General features: G+C 40.3%; 12 protein-coding genes. 11 read left to right on the top strand and 1 reads right to left on the bottom strand.

Translation table 11 applies throughout. The features are described 5' to 3' along the window. Positions 1-7 precede the first annotated feature (7 nt). From R2R28_RS05330 to R2R28_RS05345, 4 genes are read left to right on the top strand one after another with little or no spacing between them, the layout of a single operon-like run. Positions 8-1492 carry a RagB/SusD family nutrient uptake outer membrane protein gene (locus R2R28_RS05330; protein WP_316824671.1) on the top strand — a complete coding sequence of 495 codons (1485 nt, stop codon included), beginning with the start codon at positions 8-10 and terminating at the stop codon, positions 1490-1492. An 11-nt stretch (positions 1493-1503) separates the two neighbouring features. Beyond that, complete coding sequence (locus R2R28_RS05335) at positions 1504-2580, top strand: SusE domain-containing protein (protein ID WP_316824672.1); 1077 nt, start codon at positions 1504-1506, stop codon at positions 2578-2580. Between the two features lie 42 nt (positions 2581-2622). After that, complete coding sequence (locus R2R28_RS05340) at positions 2623-4005, top strand: alpha-amylase family glycosyl hydrolase (RefSeq protein ID WP_316824673.1); 1383 nt, start codon at positions 2623-2625, stop codon at positions 4003-4005. A gap of 41 nt (positions 4006-4046) precedes the next feature. After that, positions 4047-6167, top strand: coding sequence for a glycoside hydrolase family 97 protein (locus R2R28_RS05345; protein ID WP_316824674.1), 2121 nt, complete (start codon positions 4047-4049; stop codon positions 6165-6167). A gap of 1079 nt (positions 6168-7246) precedes the next feature. On the opposite strand, the gene R2R28_RS05350 is transcribed toward R2R28_RS05345, so the two are convergent. After that, entirely contained in the window at positions 7247-7987 is a 741-nt protein-coding gene (locus tag R2R28_RS05350; RefSeq protein ID WP_316824675.1) for a LytTR family DNA-binding domain-containing protein, read from the bottom strand. Positions 7988-8344: 357 nt separating this feature from the next. Between R2R28_RS05350 and R2R28_RS05355 the strand changes: the two genes are divergently transcribed. From R2R28_RS05355 to R2R28_RS05385, 7 genes are all read left to right on the top strand, one after another. After that, positions 8345-9601, top strand: a complete 1257-nt coding sequence (locus tag R2R28_RS05355; protein ID WP_316824676.1) for a hypothetical protein — start codon at positions 8345-8347, stop codon at positions 9599-9601. Continuing rightward, positions 9598-10572 (top strand): hypothetical protein, encoded by a 975-nt coding sequence (locus R2R28_RS05360; RefSeq protein ID WP_316824677.1) that lies wholly within the window; start codon positions 9598-9600, stop codon positions 10570-10572. Before R2R28_RS05355 ends, R2R28_RS05360 begins: the two co-directional genes overlap by 4 nt. Before the next feature lie 307 nt (positions 10573-10879). Next, positions 10880-13438, top strand: coding sequence for a hypothetical protein (locus R2R28_RS05365; RefSeq protein ID WP_316824678.1), 2559 nt, complete (start codon positions 10880-10882; stop codon positions 13436-13438). Further along, positions 13435-14535, top strand: a complete 1101-nt coding sequence (locus R2R28_RS05370) for a DUF928 domain-containing protein (RefSeq protein WP_316824679.1) — start codon at positions 13435-13437, stop codon at positions 14533-14535. Before R2R28_RS05365 ends, R2R28_RS05370 begins: the two co-directional genes overlap by 4 nt. After that, complete coding sequence (locus R2R28_RS05375) at positions 14532-14942, top strand: hypothetical protein (RefSeq protein WP_316824680.1); 411 nt, start codon at positions 14532-14534, stop codon at positions 14940-14942. Before R2R28_RS05370 ends, R2R28_RS05375 begins: the two co-directional genes overlap by 4 nt. A 1-nt stretch (position 14943) precedes the next feature. Further along, positions 14944-21432 (top strand): hypothetical protein, encoded by a 6489-nt coding sequence (locus R2R28_RS05380; RefSeq protein WP_316824681.1) that lies wholly within the window; start codon positions 14944-14946, stop codon positions 21430-21432. A gap of 11 nt (positions 21433-21443) precedes the next feature. Then, positions 21444-22226 (top strand): hypothetical protein, encoded by a 783-nt coding sequence (locus R2R28_RS05385; protein WP_316824682.1) that lies wholly within the window; start codon positions 21444-21446, stop codon positions 22224-22226. The last annotated feature ends 48 nt before the right edge of the window (positions 22227-22274 follow it).

The raw sequence follows: 22274 nt of genomic DNA on the forward strand, positions 1-22274 counted from the left end.
AACGAACATGAAAAAAATATTATTAAGCTTTATCATATTAGCTGCTGCAACCCAGGGTTGCAAGAAAGTAAATGAAAGTGTTTACGATAAATATTCAGCCTCCGAATTTTACAGTTCGCCAAAAGGTGCCGATGTAGCACTGGCCAATGTTTATTCGCAGGTTTCGGGAAACTGGGGTACCGGTTATGCCGGGGCAGACAACTGCTGGTATGACTTGAATACAATGTCCTCAGACGAGCAGGTTATTCCACACCGTAATACAGGCGATTGGCAGCTCGATTTTGCACAGCTTTATCAACGTCAATGGCTTCCAACATCAGGTATTGTTAACAATACCTGGAACTGGCTTTATAAATCGATCTACACAGCAAATTTAGCAGTAGATCAGTTGCAGCAATCAAATGCCGAAGCCTCTAAAATTGCCGAGGCAAAAGTATTACGGGCATTTTTCTACTACCTTTTAATTGATGACTTTGGTTCGGTACCTTTTTATACCGATAACAACATTACTGTTGATAAAATCCCGCAGGCCAGCAGAACAACGGTTTATAACTTTGTGGTAAAAGAGCTTACCGATAATGTTGATAAGCTTACCGAAACCAAGGGAGGCGTATATTATGGACGTTTTAATAAATGGGCTGGCTACGCACTTTTAGCCAAGGTTTATCTTAACGCAGAAGTTTATACGGGAACAGCTAAATGGGCAGACTGCCTGGCAGCCTGCGATAAGGTGTCGCAGGGAAGCTTTAGCCTGCACCCAGGGGGCGCTAATGCCGCAAGTCCGCTGGGCTACCAGTATTATGAGCTCTTTGGCGATAAACTGCCTGAAGATGAAACCATTCTTGCCATTTATGCTACTGCAGACATTGTTTCGAGAAATATTTACGCACTCCGCAGTGTGAACGGACCAAATGGCGTAGCACTTTTTGGCTTTAGTGGATGGAACGGAACGATTGTTCCGCGCCCATATTACGATAGATATGATAATGCCGACATCAGAAAGAAACAATATCTGGTTGGCGCACAACCGGGTGGGGTAACTTATACAGCTGACGTGACTTCGCTTGATAATCCTGGAGCAGGACCGAACGAAGGAATAAGGGGCGTAAAGTTTTTCCCTGTTCCGCCACAAAACGGTAGCGGTGAATCCAATGACTTTCCTATTTACCGTTATGCGGATATCCTATTAATGAAAGCCGAGTGTAATGTACGTTTAGGCAATGCGGCTGCGGCAAAACCCTTCATCGATCAGGTGAGGCAAAGGGCAGGTTTAGGGACGTTGGCATCTAACCCGAGTTTAGAAGATGTTTACAACGAACGCGGCTTCGAATTAAATTGGGAAGGCCATCGCAGGCAGGATATGATCAGGTTTAACAAGTTTTTGCTTGCCCATGATTTTGCACCTGCCGCACCAGCGTTTAGGTTATTGTTCCCGATTCCTACAAGCGCACTTAATGCCAATCCAGGTTTAAAACAGAATACAGGTTATTAATTCTCAAATCGATGAAAAAATCAATATATCTAATAATCATGCTCTTCGCAGGACTTTTCCAGTCGTGTAAGAAAGAAAAAGAACTCACCGTACTGAAAGCCATTTCATTCACTTCGTCATTAACGGCAAACAAATCAGCTGTGGTACTTTCTCCAGCTACGGATACTTCTGCGGTGGTAACTTTTTCATGGCCAGGGGTAAGTTTCCCGATCAAGGCATCTGTTACCTATACCCTCGAAGTTGATGTTCCTGCTGACACTGTAGGTGCAGCGGCCTGGGGAAATGCAACAAGCGTAGCAATCGGTAATGATGTGTTAAGCAAATCCTATAAAGGAAAAGACCTCAATGACCTTGCCTTATCAATGGGGATTGGAAGTGGCACTTCCGGAAACCTCGTATTTAGGGTGAAAGCCTATCAGGACCGTGCTGCTTACAGTAAAGCGGTTTCGGTTAAGGTAACCACTTATCTTGCACAGGCTGTTTATCCACTTTTATATATCCCTGGCGATTATCAGGGCTGGTCGCCCGCAACTGCGCCTACGGCTGCTGCTTTACAATCCAAAATATATGAAGGTTACATTTATATCCCGGCTGGGGTAACCAATTATTTCAAGATGACCACGGCAAGAGACTGGAACCATATTAACTATGGCGATGCAGGAGCAGGTAAGATTTCTGTTGATGGCAATGCTGGCGGCCTTTTATCCCCTGAAGCAGGGTATGTGCAGGTGTCAGTTAACCTGAACACCAATACCTGGTCGGCCGTAAAAACAACCTGGTCTATTCTAGGCGATGCTTCTCCGGGCGGTTGGAATACCGATACGCAGCTTACTTACAACCCAGCTACACAGGTTTGGACGGTAACAGCTGATATGCTGTCGACAGGATCGTTTAAATTCAGAGCCAATAATGCCTGGAATATCGACTTTGGTGTTGATGCAAACGGAAAACTTACTTATGCTGATAGCCCGGTTTACGGATATAATGCTGCGGTAAACAACATCACGGTACCATCCAGCGGTAACTATACCATTACACTCGATCTCCATGATCCGTCAAACTACAATTATAAGCTTAAGAAAAATTAATCTTGCCCCGGTGGCTTACCATTGGGGTTAAATGAGATCAACATGAAAAATAATCAGAAGCATATCATCATAAAAGCATTCCTGTTCCTTAGCATTTCCCTTTTTACTTTTTGTAAAAAGGATGGGAACCAAGTTGTTTCGGATACATCTTATCCGCAATATGGCACTCCGTACAGCGGAGTACCCAATACTTCGGATGCAATTATCTATCAGGTTAACCTCAGGGCCTTTAGTCAGGAGGCTACCTTTAAAGGGGTAACGGCCAGAATGGATTCCATTAAAGCTTTAGGCGTTAATGTGGTTTACCTCATGCCGGTATATCCGGTAGGGGTTTTGAAATCTGCGGGGGGACTTGGCTCTCCATATGCCGTTAAGGATTACAAAGCCGTGAATACAGAATTTGGTACGATGGAAGACCTGAGGGCATTGGTAAATGCTGCGCATGACAGAAATATGGCTGTAATGCTCGATTGGGTAGCCAGTCATACATCCTGGGACAATGCTTGGATCAGCAATAAAAGCTGGTACAAGCAAGATACCAATGGTAATATTATTCCTCCTGAAGGAACCAATTGGACAGATGTTGCCGCACTTAACTATAATAAGCCAGATATGAGGCTTGCCATGATTGATGCAATGAAATATTGGGTTTTTAATGCCAATATTGACGGTTTCCGTTGTGATGCTGCTGATTTTGTGCCCCTTGATTTCTGGAAACAGGCCATTGATGCCCTGAGGGGAATTACTACGCATAAACTTTTAATGCTGGCCGAAGGAACACGTAACGATCATTTTAAAGCAGGTTTTCAGATGGTTTATGGCTTTGGCTATTACGCTGCTTTAGAGAATAAAGTATTTGGAAATGCTGCACCTGCCACTATTCTGCAAGATTTTAATACTTCAGAGTTTGCTCCTGCTTTGCCAGGATCGCAAGTGGTAAGGTACATTACCAACCATGATGTTTATCTTACCGATGGTAGTCCGGTTAATGTTTATGGAGGGAAAACGGGCGCAATGTCTGCGTTTTTGGTAACCGCATTAATGAAAGGAGTGCCCATGATCTACAATGGTCAGGAAGTAGGCTGCACCAGGGGTATTGATTTCTTTTACCATACGCCAATAGATTGGACAACAAATCCAGATATGAAAGCTGAGTATAAAAAAATTATTAACCTGAGGAAAAACAGTGCGGCCATTAAAACAGGCGATCTTACTGTTTACAGCAGTGATGATATTGTAGCTTTTACCAAGTCGTCGGGCAGCGAAAAAGTATTGGTCCTTGCCAGTATACGGGGCAATGCCACCACCTATTATATCCCTCCTGTTCTACAGGGAACATGGAAAAATGCATTTTCAGGTAGTCCTGTTACTTTGGGCAGCCAATTGTTTTTTCAACCTTACCAGCATACTGTACTCACTAAATAAATCAGAGAACTTTTTCATTGCCCATTATTAACTCAGTTGTTATGTTCAAAAAACAATCCATCTTCTTTAGCCTGATCCTCTCCGTAATTGCATTTAAGGGATTTTCCCAGCAATCAGTTCCACTTTCCCTTAATATGAAAAATGTTGGGTTTACCTTTGTCCTCAACGCACAAGGAACTCCTGAATACAAAATTTCATATGGCAAAAATGAAGCTGTAAAAACCTCTGTTTTAGGATTTAAACTAGATCAGGGTATTTCTCTCGCTGAAAATTTCAAGTTGCTAAAAGCTGACTCTGTTACTGTAGATGAAACCTGGAAGCCGGTATGGGGCGAGGTTGCGCAGATCAGAAACCACTATAAGCAACTTACAGTACATCTTGTACAGCAGGGGCAAAAACCTATTTTGCTGGATATTGTATTCAGGATATTTGAAGATGGGGTAGGTTTTAGATACCAATTTCCCGTACAAGACAATCTGAAATCCTTTATTGTAAAGGAAGAACTGACTGCGTTTAATATGACGGGTGATCATAAAACTTTCTGGATCCCTGCGGACTTTGATTCTAACGAGTATAAATATACCTCTTCTCCCTTATCTGCAATTGATGCCAGAAAGTGGGGCCTGATATCAAGTGGAACAATTGAAGGTAATATTCCAGACCAAAGTGCTGTACAAACGCCTTTAATGATGAAAACTGCAAATGGCCTTTATATCAATATCCACGAAGCTGCGTTAATCGATTATCCATCAATGCAACTGCATGTTGATAAAAGTACATTTGCTTTATCATCCAGCCTGGTTCCAGATGCACGTGGAAATAAGGCTTACATGCGTACACCTTTCCATACGCCATGGCGTACAGTAATTGTGAGTGATAAGGCAATAGATATCCTTTCATCTAAAATGATACTCAACCTAAACGAGCCCGCTAAAATTGAAAATACAGCCTGGATAAAACCGATGAAATTTATGGGCGTATGGTGGGAAATGCAGGTTGGCAAAACCAGTTGGAACTATACTGATCAGATGGAAACCCTCCATGCCGAAGGCAAATACATCCCTAACGGAAGGCATGCTGCAAATACCGAAAATGTTAAACATTACATTGATTTTGCATCTAAAAATGGGATTGAAGGACTGTTGGTTGAAGGATGGAACAAGGGCTGGGAAGAATGGACCGACGATAAGGAAGAGAAATTTGATTTTGTAACTCCCTATCCCGATTTCGACGTCAAAGCGATCGCTGATTATGCGAAGGCTAATAATGTTAAAATGGTCATGCACAATGAAACAGGGGGTAGTGCCACCAGTTACGAAAGGCAGATGGATACCGCTTTCCGTTTCATGAATAAGTACGGATACGGTTCATTAAAAACAGGTTATGTATCAGGAATTGTGCCCCGTGGCGAACACCACGATGGGCAATGGATGGTTAATCATTATATCCGTTCGATTAAAAAGGCAGCAGATTATCATGTTATGATCGATATCCATGAGCCTACACGTCCAACCGGTCTTCATCGTACTTATCCAAACTTTATGGCTTCTGAGGCAGGAAGGGGCAACGAATGGAATTTTTTCGCTGATGGCAATCCTCCGGAACATGAAACCATTTTACCTTTTACAAGGCTTATCGGAGGTCCGATGGATTATACACCAGGGATTTTCAAATTAAGAAATTATGCGCCTGGAGCACCAGATAGGCAGATGCATTCTACGCTGGCCAAACAGCTTGCACTTTATGTAACCATGTACAGTCCACTACAAATGGCAGCCGACATTCCTGAAAATTATGCCGCCCATATGGATGCTTTCAAGTTTATACAGGATGTTGCAGTAGATTGGGACGATACCAAAATTGTTGAGGCTGAACCTGGTGAATTTATTACCATTGCCCGAAAAGCGAAAGGCAAAAACGATTGGTTTATCGGGGCAATTACCAATGGCAATAAACGCGCATCTTCTGTAAAACTCGATTTTCTTGATCAAAATAAAGAATATACAGCAACAATTTACGCTGATGGTGCAGGTGCCGACTGGAAAACCAACCCTGAGTCCTATCAGATTAAAACAATAAAGGTTAATGCTAAAAGTATGCTTAAATTATTACTTGCCCCCGGGGGAGGTGCGGCAGTTTCAATAAGGCCTTTGGATAAGTAAATATTATTTAAATGGTAAACTAAATAGTTGTCTAAAATTATTAAAGGGTCTGATAAAAGTGCTGAATCTTTCGATGCAGATCTTATCAGACCTTTTACATTTAAATAGAATGTTCGGTTATTAACCTCAATTAAATACCTATAATTTATTCCGATTTTTTCAGTCCGTTTATCAGATCAGTGGCAAACTCGTTGGGCTGCAAAAGATAGCCCTAAATAACCGCCAGGAACAGATAAAACCTCAGTTCCAAACTGTTTGACAATATTGATGACAGGCCATGCGGGCATGGTATTTACCGAATCTCTTCCCACGCGAAAGAGGATCTTGATGAGACAATTAACGAAATTTTTTATCGAAGGTTTGAAGCGAATTTCAGATTTGAAAATTCCCAAATAACCCTGGCAAGTTAACCTATCTTAAAAAATAAATTCAAGAGTAATTATTGTTCGAATAGTAATTTTTGATGGCAAGCTATACTAGGGCGATACACATACCTCACTTTCACTTAACTTGAGTAATAAGTCGACATCATCACTTAAAACGCTATGAGTGGACATGTTTATATTCGGTTAAAATTATTAATCAAATATAAATTAAAAAATGATTCATAAATGAAATGTTGCAGTGGGGTTTAAAATATTCCGCCAGCACTCGTTCAGCATGATTCTTCAACAATATTTAGTATTGTGGTGAAAGTACGCGGCCCAGAAACTGAAAATGGTCGTTCAACGTGCGTGCAAAACGATCTGTTAACATCCAAACGCCTGCCATCGCTATCGGCACGGTAATGTGCCTATCAATCTATAAGTGTTGTTTTTCAGTTTTTAAGATTATGAGGTGGGTAGATGTCCGAGAAGATTTTTTTCAAAAAAAACTTGCCAGCCCAGCTGACAAGTTTAAATTATTGTTCCCTATAAAACCTGAAACGACCTTTGTTACTGAAGATTTGAGACATATAGCCGAGTTGAATATCTCTAAATAAACAAGTTTTGAGGCAATCTTCTTCCTGTTTTTTATTTTGTAAAATTTATATCACTGTTGATTAAGCTATTTATTTGCCAATTGATATGATTTATGCACTAATTTCGTCCGGTTCTAATGGTTTTTGTTTTTACAAAACCAATAAGCTCATCGCGGTAGTTTTCCCCAATGGTTAACAGCAGATCGTTTTTCATCCTTACCAGGTTATTCTCAATTTCCTCTAAATAATTCCTTGAAATAATAAAGGATCTGTGAATCTGAATAAATGAATTATTATCCCTTAATATTTCTTTCATCTTGGTAAGGGTAATGTGCGCTACTACAGTTTTTTGTATAGTATATATTGAAATATAGTTTTGTATACTTTCTATAGCCACAATATCATCAAACCTGATCTTTACCAATTTCGATTTGTCGTTTTTACTTTTGATAAAAAAATATTGTTCTTCGTTTCTTTTCTTTTCGGGATTGGTGAATACCTGTTTACTTTGCAGTTTATGCATTACCGATGCAAAGTGGCCAAAAGAAAAGGGTTTTAGCAGAAAAGCATCTGCCTCAATTTGGAAGGCATCAAGTGCATATTTAGAATGACCAGTAGTGAAAATTAAAATCCTTGATTTATGCCTGATGATTTTAGCCAGGTCAATCCCAGATAAACCTGGCATTTCCACATCCAGAAAAATAACATCAACATAGTCACCTGCAATGATTCGGTTCATCGCTTTTATAGGGTCGGTAAAGCTTTCTACAAGTTCATAATCATCGAGTGTGGAGAGGTAATCACGCAGTAGTTCTAAGTTTGCAGGATCGTCATCGACTGCAATACAGTTAAATTTCATATAAGGAGAGCTATTAAAGCTCAAATATATAATCTGTAAACATCAATAACAAAAAAATGACAGTTTCATCATACATTTTATCCTTTTCATAGTACAAAATCCACCTTTATGTGTAACCGAAAGTGTTAATGGGGTAAATTTTCTTTTTTTTCTTTCATCTTCGTCCGGAGTTCTTTGCTCTGTAAACAAACAAATTAACGATAAATTGATCATTTACTGCATATAAAATAAGTCGGTAATGCCAACTTACTTTTTATTCGATAAGTAGCTATCCACAGTCAGCCTGTACTGAATGTTTTAGCTACGCTGTTGATCAATTTATATGAAAGAAAAAATTAAAGCTATTAAGAATGTCCTATGAAAATTAATATTGCTATCACAACAGTTTTTTGCTGTCTTTTACTACTCAGTTCTACTGTACGGGTGAATGGGCAGATTCATTCCGACCAAAATGGATTAAAATCATCAGTTATAAGCGACCTCACTGCTAACAACACGCAGGCAATGAGGTATGAAGTAGCTACGGTTGGTTTCAATTCTTATCACTGGCAGCCAGGAGGAGTAATTATAATTGAACTTTTTCAGCGGTCTTTCACTACAGGTTACCAGAGGTATATAATTGATAATGGTTTTGGTAGGGGAATTAATTCTGGCCAGATTAAAATTAGCCTGGTTGAAAGCAGTGGATTGGAACAGCTTGCAAAAGTAACATTAGGCACCAGTTATGATTTACCTAGCAATTATGGTGGTTTTGTGAATAAGGCATATCCCATTTATATTGATGTCAGATATTTTGCAAACTACAGGGTGAAAATTACCTATCAGCAAGAACGGGTAGAAAGTCTTAACTACATGGATCAAATTAAGGTTAATACTACTCCGGTACCTGTGGAGATCAGCGATTTTTCGGTACCGCTCTTATCTGATAATCCTTTAACTTCTACAAGTAACCTTATGGTTACTGGCGAGGGCACACATTATATCTCAAAAGGCAATGTGGGTATGGGTACTACAACGCCAAATTATCCATTGGATGTGGCAAGATACATGTCAGTTGGCGCCCAGGGGGGATTGGATATTGCAGTTTTGGGAGGCGGAGCCGGAATAGGTGCAATGCTAAAATTATATTATGCCAATGGGGTAGAGAATACCCGGTTAATGGGTAATAATGATAGCTGGCTTAACGCGTATGCGGGTAATGTAGGCGTAGGGCTTACCAATCCGACTGAAAAATTAACGGTAAATGGTAAAATCAAAGCTAAAGAAATCAGGGTTGATGGCCAGGGTGCACCCGATTATGTTTTTGAGAAGGGGTATAAGGTTGCAACACTGGAAGAGTTGGAAAGTTATATTAAAAAGAACAAACACCTGCCTGATGTGCCATCTGCAAAAGAATTTGAAAGGGATGGAATAGCTGTTGGAGAAATGAGTAAACTCCTGCTCAAAAACTTAGAAGAACTCACGCTACATCTGATAGAAAAGGACAAAGCCTTAAATGTACAAAGGGCAGATATAAATGTACTTAAAATGCAGGTAGCCGATCAGCAACGAATGCTTTTAACGCTACAGTCACAGGTTAAAAAAGCGATAACAGCACAAATGAAAAGAAAATGAAAAGATTTTTGATTTATATATTATTAAGTATTGGCGTTATGGAACAATTGCAGGCACAGGCACCCATTGTTACCACAAGTGTTACCATTAAAGATGCCTACGATAATATTGTTGTGAGCAGACAAGGCGATTTTGTACACCAGCTTATTGGTAGCTATCAGGGCTGGGATCCTGAAGCTATTTTTGTAGGTGGTTATAATGCTTCATCCATATATGGTACTACTTCTACCAAAAAGATATTTTTAGGTGGGCCATATTCTGGAACCAACTTTTTGACAATGGATATCCCCTCTGGTAATCTGGGCTTGAATGTGACAAATCCTCAAAGTTACTATCATGGAGGAAATAACAAGGTTTTTGAAATTTTGAATCCAAGTGCCGAATTTAATAGTCAGTCGCATTTAATCCTCAGTAATAACTCAACAGTGAGTGGAAGTTCGGCTGGGACCATAAGCTGGATGGCCAGGAATGCACAGTACAATAAAGGGATGGCATACATAGGGACACAGCTTACTGATGATGCAACTAATAATGCTAAAGCCAGATTGATTTTTGCCACCTCTAATGGCGCGCAGCCCATGATGAGGATGGTTATTGATCCAATAGGAAATGTTGGCATTGGTACTTTCAATACTGAAGATAAATTAACGGTAAATGGGCGGATCAAAGCAAATGAAATCAGGGTGAATGGACAGCAGATTCCCGATTATGTTTTTGAAGAGGGTTACAAGGTTGGAACGTTGGAAGAGTTGGAAGTTTACATCAAAAAACATAAACACCTGCCTGAAGTACCTTCTGCCAGGGAAGCAGAAGATAATGGGATTGAACTTGGAGAGATGAACAAAATATTGCTTAAGAAGATCGAAGAACTCACGCTTCATTTAATTAAACAGGATAAAGAAATTAAGCTGTTAAAAAAGCAACAATCCAATTATGCGATTAATGCGAAAAAACAAGCAGGAAAATCGTAAAAAATGATGATTATGAAGTTTACTGGCATATTATATAACCTCAATTATCAAGAAATTAATGCTTTTCATGAAAAAGTAGGCCTTCAATATAGGGGGTTTCATCAAACATTATGTCACTTTCGTCAGCAGAAAGGTCCAGTTTGTGGAAATCGGCTTCTGTGAGCTTTTTTGCCTACATTTTTATCTTGATATTAGAAATTGAGTTCTCAGACTCCCAAACCAAACAAATTAACGCCTTATTGATGTCTATTCCTGTCTTTGCGTAACTGCCCGGAAAAGCTTGATGAAGCTATGCTAAAATTAATGTATGAACAAAGCCGTAATAACAGCTACTGTGCTGGTATTCTTTTGCCTGCAGTCGGTGCAGCTTCTTGCACAGTTTCCTTCAACGGGAAAGGCCGTTACAGACAGTCTGAAATCGGCTAAGAATAAATTATCCAAAGCAGACTCGCTGGCCATGCAAAAAATTCAGGCCACTAAAAAATCTGTAGTCACACAATTTAATGAAGGTGTAAAGTCGGGAATAACTGATTTACTGAAAAAAGATACGTTAAAGAAAGTCCTTAAAATTCAGCCTACAAGTATTTCGGCAGATGCTGCTGCACACTATACTAAAACAAAGCAGACCCTTATCGATACGCTTAAAGTTGGTAAGAAGAAATTCTCAAAGGTCGATTCTTTGGCTATGGGCAAAATACAGGCAACTAAAAAGTCGATGTTGGCACAGGCCGATCAGCGCATAAAACAATCGGATATTGCTAAACTATTAAAAAAAGATACCCTTAAAAAAGGCAATAAGATACAGTTTAGCGATGTTTCTGTGGGCAATGAAACACAATACATCAAAACACAGAATCCTGCCAACGGTAAAAATTTATTAAATAATGTAACCTTCTCCGGTCAGCTAAAAGTCTACAATATCCCAATTGATCTTTCATTGGCCAATACCTATACCGCCATGCGGGATTTTAGGCTAGATCAGGGCAATCTTTTTAAATTCAATTTACCTAAACCGGGTTTTAACCAGTTTTTCAAGGCAGACCTGGACAAATACCGCAACTTGCGTAAAAATGTACTGAGCGGGCAAACCGCTGAATCTTTTCTCCGAAAGAAAGTTCAGGATAAAATTGCAAAGAACATTGATCTTTCAACGGCTCCAAAACTACAGGCTTATTTAAACAACCCGCAAAATTTGAGGAGCATGCTTAAAATGGATGAATTGGAGCTGAAGGAAAAACTAAATGAATTTACCGACGAAATTAAAGAACAGGCGCAGAATGGGGGCAAACAGCTCAGCCAACACGGACAGGATTCACTTACCAACATCTTGAATGCCAAAAAGCAGGAGTTGTTTACCGAAATTAAAAAAGTACAGCAATCAATGAATGAGAGCGGACTTGATGCTGAAAAATTGGAGTTATTGGAGAAAGTGGCGCAAGGTAAAATCTCGCAACGGGAGCTAGAGAATTTCTTTATCTCAGAGCTTTCAAAAGGAAAGGATATGGGGTTTATGCAAAAGAGCTATGCCCGGTTGCGCGAATTTCAGGCTGGTAATTTTGGCCATCAACTGCCAGGGAGTTTTCTCAACCGCGACCTCTTCTTAAATGGTTTCAACTTTTCTTTAAGAACAGCAAGAGGCCCGGTTAGCATAGGCGTGAGCACAAACCGAGACCTTAATTCAACGAAAGACGCTGGTTTTAATTCATCTACTTATGCCATCCCAAAACTATATAGTTATTTAAGTGTGCCTACTACCAATTTCTCATTTGGCTCGGGCAAGCTTTCTTGGGTGGGCACTTACGACAGGCAGTTCAACGGTAACATTGGGTTTGCACAAAATGCATTGCCACGCAATAACATGGTATTCACCCTTAGCCAGGCCTTTAACTTTAGTAAAGCAGGTACACTTACTTTTGATGTTTCCAAATCTTCTACCCAGTACAAAGAGCTTGCTGCATTTGGACCGGATCAGTTAATGATCGATAGAAATACCAATGGGAATTACTTTAGGGATGATTTCCTGCAAACCATGTCTGTAGGGTTAAACCATTCCATCGATTCTAAAAAACTAGGGTTGAGGAGTTCGGTATTTGTTAACTATGCAGGTTCAGGTTTTCAAAATCCGGGGCAACAGGGGATTGGTAACCTTAATCTAAGGTTCGGTGGTAATATCCGTAAAGATTTTTTCCATAACAAAATGACGCTTACTGTAAGGTCAGACTTTAAGAATATGCCCATAAGCGCTACCGATAATTCGCATTGGAGCAACCACAATATCCAGCTCGATTCGAGGTTCCGTATTTCCCGTTCGGCTAATTTAGGTTTAAAATACATCGATAATGGTGTCGATAAGGTATCGCAGGGTAGCAGCCCGGTTTATGCTTCCAAAAAACTCCAGCTCGATCTTAATTCGAATTATAAACTCTTTGGGCAGCGTGGCTTTAGCCATATTAGCGTGGCACAACAGGAAATCGCTAATCCATTATCCCTGGGAAATTCTAGCCTGATGCAGTTAAATTATGTACAAACCGTTGTATTTAAAGGCTTTTCACTTTCAGGAAACCTGTTTTACAACCGCGAGCTTAATGCAAACACCATATTGGGTAATATGCTCAACTCAGATGCTTCCTTACAGTACCAGTTGTTCAGGGGTATTTCCATGTCGAGCGGATTGAGTTACCTTGATAACCAAAATCTAGCCCGTCAGGCCGGCATTAAACAAAGCATCCAGTTTATGCTAAAGAAACATTTCGACATCTCGGCTTACCTTGATATCCGCAAAAACCTGATTACCCCAACCTATCCGGATCTTTTCTCTACCAATAGGGGAGAAATATCTATACACTACTATCTCCAAAAACAATGAGCAAGCTTAAATTCATATTCTTTGTATTATTTATCTCCATAAGTGCAGCCGCCTATGCGCAAACCAGCATTGTGTTTGTTCCAGAGGTATATGGTACTACACTAAATGGCCTTTTCAGGGCATCAATATTTAATGCTTCCGGTGTAAAATCGGTTAGGATGAATATTACTATACGAGAAGCCCGTGCCGGTAAAATCGCCACCATACAAACCCAAGCTTTTACCATTGTGCCGGGAAATAATATAATCCCTTCGGGTGTAGCCCGTACCGCCAGTGTAGCCATGGCACAAAACTCAACGGCCAATTTCATCAGGCGAAACCAATATTTTCCGCAAGGTGATTACGAATATTCCTTTAATATTTATTCGGCCTCATCCAGTCAGGAGATCATTATCGATCAGGTCTTTAACAACGAAATTACCCCACCAGCACCATTGGATCTGATTGAACCTTATGATCGGGATGAGATCTGCGAAAAACGCCCATTACTTACCTGGCAGCCCTCTATACCTAAAATGGATGGATTGCTCTATCAGGTGATGCTGGTCGAAATTAAAGATAAACAAAATGCAGTCGAAGCTCTAAACTACAACTTGCCAATTGTGAATCAAAAGGGTGTAGTGGCTAATTTATTGGTGTATCCGCCAAATTCAAAAGAACTGGTAGCCGGTAAAAAATACGCCTGGCAGGTAAGTGCCTACCGCGATCAAACGATCATCAATCGTTCAGATGTTTGGTCGTTCGAGGTAAACTGTCAGGATAGCGTGAGTAATGTGATCGCAGCTGATTATGGTTACCGGAATATTGAGGATTTGGTTAAAGGGAATTATTACATCAGCAACGGTTTTATCCGCTTCTCGGTAATCAACTCTTACGCACCACAAAAAATCAGTTATAGCGTTGTTTGCACCAACGACCCCTCAAAAAAAATCAGGAATCTGCCCATCTTGAGGTTCAAATCAGGAGAGAATAAGGTTAATATAGATATCAGCCGAAATTTTTCTTTCGATGATAATTATTCATATGTAATGAAAATCCGGATGCCGGATGGTACCCAAAAAAGTTTAAGATTTACCTATAAACAATTGCCAGAATGAGGGTTGGATATGTAATGCTATTGGCCATATTGTTTGGCTGCAGGGCTAAAAACCAAATAGCAGAATTAAAAGATAGCGATTTAACTGTGATGGCCATTAGGAATAGAAACGCGACAGATGGAGAGGGAAATACTTATAAAGTGAGAATATTTCCGTCAAAACTAGTATTGGAAAATGGAGGAAACAAACTCGCCGAAGAGATGCTTTACCGCCCTGATAGCAGTATATACCTGATTCATGGAAGTAAAAAAGATTACCCATTGTACATAGAACCTGTATCGAATGGGGTTAAAGGGAGTTACGAATTTCTGGTTGCTTTTAACGCTGCAGCTAATAGAAAAACCGATACACTCATTTATCAGGACAAATTTATCAATCAGAAAAAATACGTGCTTGCAATTAAATAATATGAATTACAGTTACAGAAGCAGGATTAAATTTACAGCAAGATTTTTATTGGCCCTATGGCTTTTACAGCTTATACAGCCTGTTGGTGCATGGGCATTAACCTCAGGACCTTCACAGCCAGAGGCACAATCGTTCCAGCCGGTTGGCGTATCTGATATGGTTGACCTATTTAGCGGCGATTTTAAATATAATATTCCGCTAATGGACATAGATGGGTATCCCATTAATTTAAATTATCAATCGGGTACGGGTATTGATGATGAGGCCAGTTGGGTTGGATTGGGCTGGAATTTAAACGTTGGGGCAATAAACAGGCAACTAAGGGGCATTCCTGATGATTTTAATGGCGATAAACTTAAAACGCAACATTATACCAAACCCAAAGTTACTGTTGGAGGCCGTCTAACCGCAAGAGGAGAATTTTTAGGAGGGGCAAAGGTGAGAGGATCTTTCAGCTTCGGGGTTTTTAGTGATAATTATACAGGAATGGGGGCTGAAATCAGCGCAAATGCTGGTATGTCGTTCTCATTGGCCAATGATGGAATGTTAACTGCAGGTATGGGAATCGGCGTGCTTTCTAATACCTCATCGGGGGTAGATGTAACACCAAACGTATCATTATCCATTTATGATAATAAAACGGAAAAAAATCTTAAATCTTCCTCATTTAGTTCTTCTTTAGGCTACAATTCGCGCTCTGGACTAAAGGCTTTCAGTTTCGGCCATAATTTACTCATGACCAATACAACTAGTGCCTATAACTTCAATACTGAACCGATCATGCCCAAAATACAATATCCTTATTCATCGGTTTACGGATCTTTTAGTGTGGATGTCGGACCAGCAGTTTTTGGAGGTTATATAGGGGTCGGTGGAACGGGTTACAGCAATATTCGCTCTGTAGTTAATAAAGGTAAACAGGAAAATCCAGAATATGGCTTTCTTTATTCGGAAGCAGGAAAAGATACTAAAAATGCTGTTCATGATTTTCTCCGCGAAAAGGAAAATCCTGTGATTCCTGAGCTTCCTAATCTGGCATTACCTATTGCCACGCCCGATATTTTTAGTTATAACAGCCAAGCGGGTTCTGGGCAGTTCCGTCTTTACCGTGGGGGTACAGGTGTTTATTTTGATAACGAAGTAAGCGATGTATCCAATACAGCTACCGCAGGTTATGATATTGGTGGAGGGCTCTATGCTCATGCTGGGGTCGCACTATTTTACCAAAGAACGGCCAATGTATCGCGTAAGTGGACGGCGAATAACAATTACCTTAAAAGTGGTGATTTCCAGAAAGAATCATTCACCGAGCCAAAAGCACAGCATGTTTTTTTTAAGCATGTAGGAGAAAACAATTTAGAAGACAGCCAGCTAGTAAACGATTTAGGTAGTACTGTACCTCTTATGGTTTCAACCTCAGGTAAAACAGCCAATGCTGCCTTTAAAAAAGCACTTGGTTTTAACAGTTACACTACACAGGCCGTACCGGTACTGGCTAAAAAAACTAAACAGGTACAATCGTCGGTAGTAACCTACCTTACAGCTACGCAGGCTGCCAAAGTTGGAATGGACAAACAGATTAAACATTACAACTTTATCGATATAAATGCACCTGACCCTTCACAGTCTAACCCTTTGGCTATTGAACCAACCAAAGAACTTAGAGACACAGGTTACAGACAAAAACACCATATATCCGAACTTACTGTTACCAGTGCGGCAGGACAGCGTATGGTTTATGGCATTCCAGTGTATAACATTGCACAAGAAGAAACTTCTTTTGCATTAGCTGGTAATGGTAATAACCGTACCGGGAGGACAGATGTAACTTATTTTGGCGGCAATGCCAGTTATGATGCGCTTAATAGTGGTAGAAGAGGGATAGACAACTATTTTCACACTGAAAAACAGCCGGCATATGCCTATAGTTATCTTATTTCGGGTATATTATCGCCTGATTATGTAGATAAAACCAGTGATGGTATTACTCCTGATGATGACGGTACTGCCATTAAATTTAATTATAGCCGGATTTCAAATTACAGGTGGCGAACGCCCTATGGCAATAAAAAGAATGGCTTGGCGCATGTTCCCGAAGCAAGTTTAAACCGTGGGCAGCTCGCCGATCCAGATGATGATAAGGGCTCTATCGTATATGGCGAAAAAGAAATTTATTACGTTCATTCCATAGAATCAAAAAATAAAGTGGCTTTTTTTTATACCCAAGATCGTGATGATGCGCTTGGGGTAGATACCTGGCAAGGGGAACGCGGCTCGGTTATCAAACAGAAAAGATTGATGGAAATCCGTTTATATTCTAAACATGACTACAGCAAACCTATTAAAGTAGTAAAGTTTAAATATGGTTATGATCTGTGTAAGAGCACACCAAATTCATCTGCAGGTCAAGGTGGTAAGCTCACCTTACAGAAAGTATGGTTCGAATATGGAAACACGCATAGAGGCTCCAATCATCCTTATGTGTTTAATTATAATAAAGCCTTAAACAATGCCGAGGTGGATTATGGCGTAATGAAAACCGATAGGTGGGGAAATTATAAACAGGGTGGTAACCCAGGCGGATTAAACAACGAAGAATACCCTTATGCCGATCAGGATAAAACCAGGGCAAATGAGGCGGCGGGGCTTTGGAACATCACTAGCATCGATCTTCCTTCGGGTGGAAAAATTGCAGTAACTTACGAGGCAGATGATTATGCTTACGTGCAGAATAAGCGTGCAGCTATAATGGTCCCTTATAGACTGAATGGAGGTGGTGCAGATGAAATTAGTGTAACCGTTGATGAGCAGCCACCCAGTACAGAAAGTAATAAAACCAGGTGGTTTAAGAAAAACTATTTAAACGGTTCGGATTATATTTATACCAAATCTACCATCAAGCTAGGCAATTCCAATGCCCCGATGGCAAATGATGGGGATGATTTTGTACCCGCCTATTGTAGGGTAGATAGTGTGCATTTCGAAGGTAACGAGGCCAAGCTGATCTTGGAGCAGATTAATGAAAGTGATGTAACTACTAATCCCATTCGCTTTGCAGCCTGGCAAAAACTTAAAAACGATTATCCAAAATTTGCGTATCCAGGGTATCAAAATAGGATTGAAGATAATGGTTCTGCATTTCAGGCAGCCATAACAGCTATTTTTAATGCTGCCGGCAATTTAAGGGAACTCCGTGAGAATTTTTATCAAAAAGCAAAAAGAAAAGGTTATGGCGCTAATATCAATGCCTCGCGTTCTTTTGCCAGGATAAGCTTAAACTCGAAAGCCAAAATTGGTGGTGGTGCAAGGGTGAAAAAAATCGCCATCAGCGATGAATGGGGCAGCTTGAGCAATAGTGCGGCACGGTCTGGTAGTTATGGGCAAAGTTACATCTATACTACAAAAGATGAGATCGGCGGGCAAATCAGTAGTGGTGTAGCCGCTTACGAACCTTCGGTAGGGAGTGATGAAAATGCAATGCGACAGCCGGTACCTTATGTGCAAAAAATAAAAGGTGCCATAAACAATTACTTCGAGCTCGAAGAACCCTTTGGCGAATCGCTGTATCCCGGAGCAAGCGTGGGCTATAGTAAAGTTACCGTAGTGGATCTTGATCAGGATGGCAATGAAATTCCTATTGCCAACAGCCCAAAAACTGGTTATATAGTGAGTGAGTTTTATAGCGCAAAAGATTTTCCGGTACGGGTAACGGCAATGCCTATGCAGAAATATAACCCAAGGCCACAGCAACAGTATTCTATTATTATGACCAATAGTATAGAAGAAATGGTGCTCTCTCAGGGGTACATGATCGAATTGAACGATATGCATGGAAAGCCAAAGGCCAACCGCGTCTATAATCAATCTGGTGCCGAAATTTCTTCAACTGTATACGAATATCAGGTAGATAATCAAAAAGCGGTAGAAAAACGGTTGAACAACAATGTTAGTATCATTGCTGCAAACGGCCAAGTACTGCAAGGCGTAATTGGTAGGGATTTAGAACTGTTTACCGATTTCAGGGAACAGGAAAATAGCAATACTGGTGTTTCTGTTAACATTGGCGCTGATGTTATACCATTGCCATTCTTTGGTATACCAATAGTTTGGCCACATACCCCTATGGGCGTGAACAGCGAATATAAACTCTTTAGGTCTGCCTGTGCGGTTAAGGTGATACAGACTAATGGACTGATTAAAAAAGTAATCAAAACCGAAAACGGTTCTTCTATTGCGGTAGAAAATGTAGCTTACGATGGAATAACCGGCGAGGCTCTCGTAACCAAAACACAGAATGAATTTAAACAGGATTATTATTCGGTAAACCTGCCGGCTTATTGGATGTACAAAGGTATGGGCGCTGCCTACCAGAACCTGGGCACGATGTTAAAAGATTTTAATACCGGTACAAATGGCGTGATACAAAATTTAACTTATAGCAGCTTTGTAATGCCGGGCGATGAATGGGTAGATGTGGCTTTGGGTACCCATTATTGGGTGATTGAAACCGCAGGTGCCAAAAGGTTAATCGACCGTGAGGGCAAAACCGTAACGGTGAATATCCCGCTGGCCAAAATTATCCGTTCCGGTTACCGGAATATATTAGGCGCACCTACCACCAGCGTGGTTTGTATGGAAAACCCGATAAAAGGTGGCCAGTTTAAACTGGCATCAGCAGGCGACCAGAGCAGTTTAAAGGTAATTTCTACTTCGGTAAATCTGTTTGATGAAGCTTGGGCTTATAAGAACTCGGATTTTAAATTTGGTCAAAACAATAATAATTCATACAGATATGTTAGGCATGAAGGTATGATTATTGCAAATAATAAACAGTTTGATGTCCTAGAAAGCACTAGTGATATTAATCAATTTACTCCTTTTCCATCCCCCTTTTATTGGTCTAACAAAGCATTTTTTGAGAAAGTCATGTTGAGCCGTGATCCGGTGGCTGTAAATGATGCTAGCGACTTTGTGTATTGTTTAGAAGTTCCCCATGATGGATATTATATAATTGGAACATGTCAAGCTATTGTAGTATTTGATGATACACCAGGAGTAGGTATCTTCAGTCGTGAACGAGATAAATCTAAGTATACTTGGACATTGCTTAGGCAGCCGATTTATCTCACAAAAGGAAATCATAAGCTTACAATTGGCTTCTTCAGTTCATATCAAACGGAAGATCCCTTTGGTAAAGGAGGGTTTGAAATTTATGATAATACTATTCAGGAATTAGAGTCTCTAGATATCAATGGAACTGGACTAAAAACAATATTCAGTACTGCAATGATAAGAGGCTTAGATTTAATCAAATTTGATCAATATACCGATTATTTGACAGAATGGCCTATCTTCATAAGAAACACAGATGTTTGTGGAATCCAGGCATCAAATTCAAATTTAATAAATCCCTATATTTCAGGTTACCTCGGCAATTGGCGCCCTTACCAAAGCAAGGTTTATCAAACCACACGTAAATACAACGATGTATTTACAGCGGGTAAACGGGGCATGGACCTTAAAAAAACAGGTTTTTTAACAACCTATACATCATGGTGGACTAACAATGGTGGCTGGATCCAGAACCCCACAAAAGAGTGGGTAAATGCCAATACGGTTACCCTGTATGACAAGTATGGACAGGAACTCGAGAACAAAGACGCCCTAAACCGTTACAGTGCGGCTAAATTCGATTTTAATGGAGAGCTACCTGCAGCGGTGGCATCAAATGCCATGAACAGGGAGGTTTATACAAACTCCTTTGAAGATTACAGGTCTAAGTTCAATGGCGATAGTGTAGCCTTTAAAAATAGAACCATTAAAGGTGAGTTATATAACCCGGTTGGCGATAAGGGCTTGATGAATTTGATCGATAGTTTGGTTTCGCATAGCGGTAAATCAAGTCTTAACATTAATTCAACAGGGATACTGTTGGATACCAAAATCCATACGGCAGAGCATAAAACAACTAATTATCTCAGTGCATCTGCTACGGGTTATTCATTATTGGGAACCACTGGCCTTTATCCAAATGGTTTTGAGCCGATGCCAAATAAAGAATACCTCTTTAATGTATGGGTGAAGGATAACAGCCCGTTAAGCCGTACTGTAAGTCTAAACGTAAATATAAAAGGCGATGGGAGCACATTAACTCCGGTAAACCTCACCTGTAAAGCCATTGTAGATGGCTGGAAATTGATGGAGGGTACAATTAATACCGGAAATATCTCGGGAGCAAACCTGCAGTTGAGCATTAAATCGACTAATGGCGTAAAAATCGACGATATCCGCATCCATCCAAAAGCTGCCCACTTAAAATCGTACGCTTACGATAGCCGGAGCTTTAAACTAATGGCAGAGCTGGATGAAAATGCCTTTGCCACCTTTTACGAATATGATGATGAAGGATCGCTGGTACGGGTAAAGAAAGAAACCGAAAGAGGCATTGCCACCATTAAAGAAAGCAGATCATCGTATAAAAAGCATTAAAGATTTTAGAAATGAAAAACCGATATAAAAACATCATATTCTTATCGCTGGCCATGGGGATTGGTTTGGCCGTATCTTTTGCCAGCATTGCAAAAAGATCGGCTAAAAAAACAGTTGAGAAAGAAGCTGCGCCGATTGATACCGCTTTTGTTGTGGATACTACAAACCTGGAGCGTTTGGCCAAAATTGCCAAAGACCTTCATTTCGACCAGGAAAATATTTCCATCAGTGGCAAGCTTAGCGTGCATAATGGAAGCGATAGCAGTGAGAATGTAAGCAAGCTCCCATACCGCTTGATTAAACGGGGAACAGCATTTTATTCGAGCCTGGGTTTAACGGAAACGCTAAATGCCAATGGCCTTTATGTATTCGTAGATAAAGTGCAAAAGAAAATTTTGGTATCGCAAGGCAAAAAAATCACTGCGCAGAATATTCTGCCTGATATGCAACAAATGATTAAGCGGATGAAAGAAGAAGAATATCAGATCAGGGAGAATGTGGTGAGCCCTACCGAAAACAAAATTTCGCTTTTAAACCCCAACCATATCCAGTGCAAAGAATACTCCATCTACTTTGATAAAGCCAACCTCCATGCAAAAGGGGTAAGCATCAGGATGAGCAATATAGACGATCCTTTAAACGACAAGAAAGATAAAACGGTCGATTTTAGATATGCCAATACGCTTGCGGATGCATCGAAACTGATGAGCACACGCATCTTAAAAAAGCTGGCTAAGAATCAATACAGCGCTACAGAAGCCTATAAAGGTTACGAAATAATTGTGCGAATGTAAAAACTGGTGCATAATCAGCAGATTGAAAAAATAATTTAGGTCAGCAAA

Origin of the sequence: Pedobacter miscanthi (assembly GCF_032678605.1) — a bacterium.
Taxonomy (GTDB): Bacteria; Bacteroidota; Bacteroidia; order Sphingobacteriales; family Sphingobacteriaceae; genus Pedobacter; species Pedobacter miscanthi_A.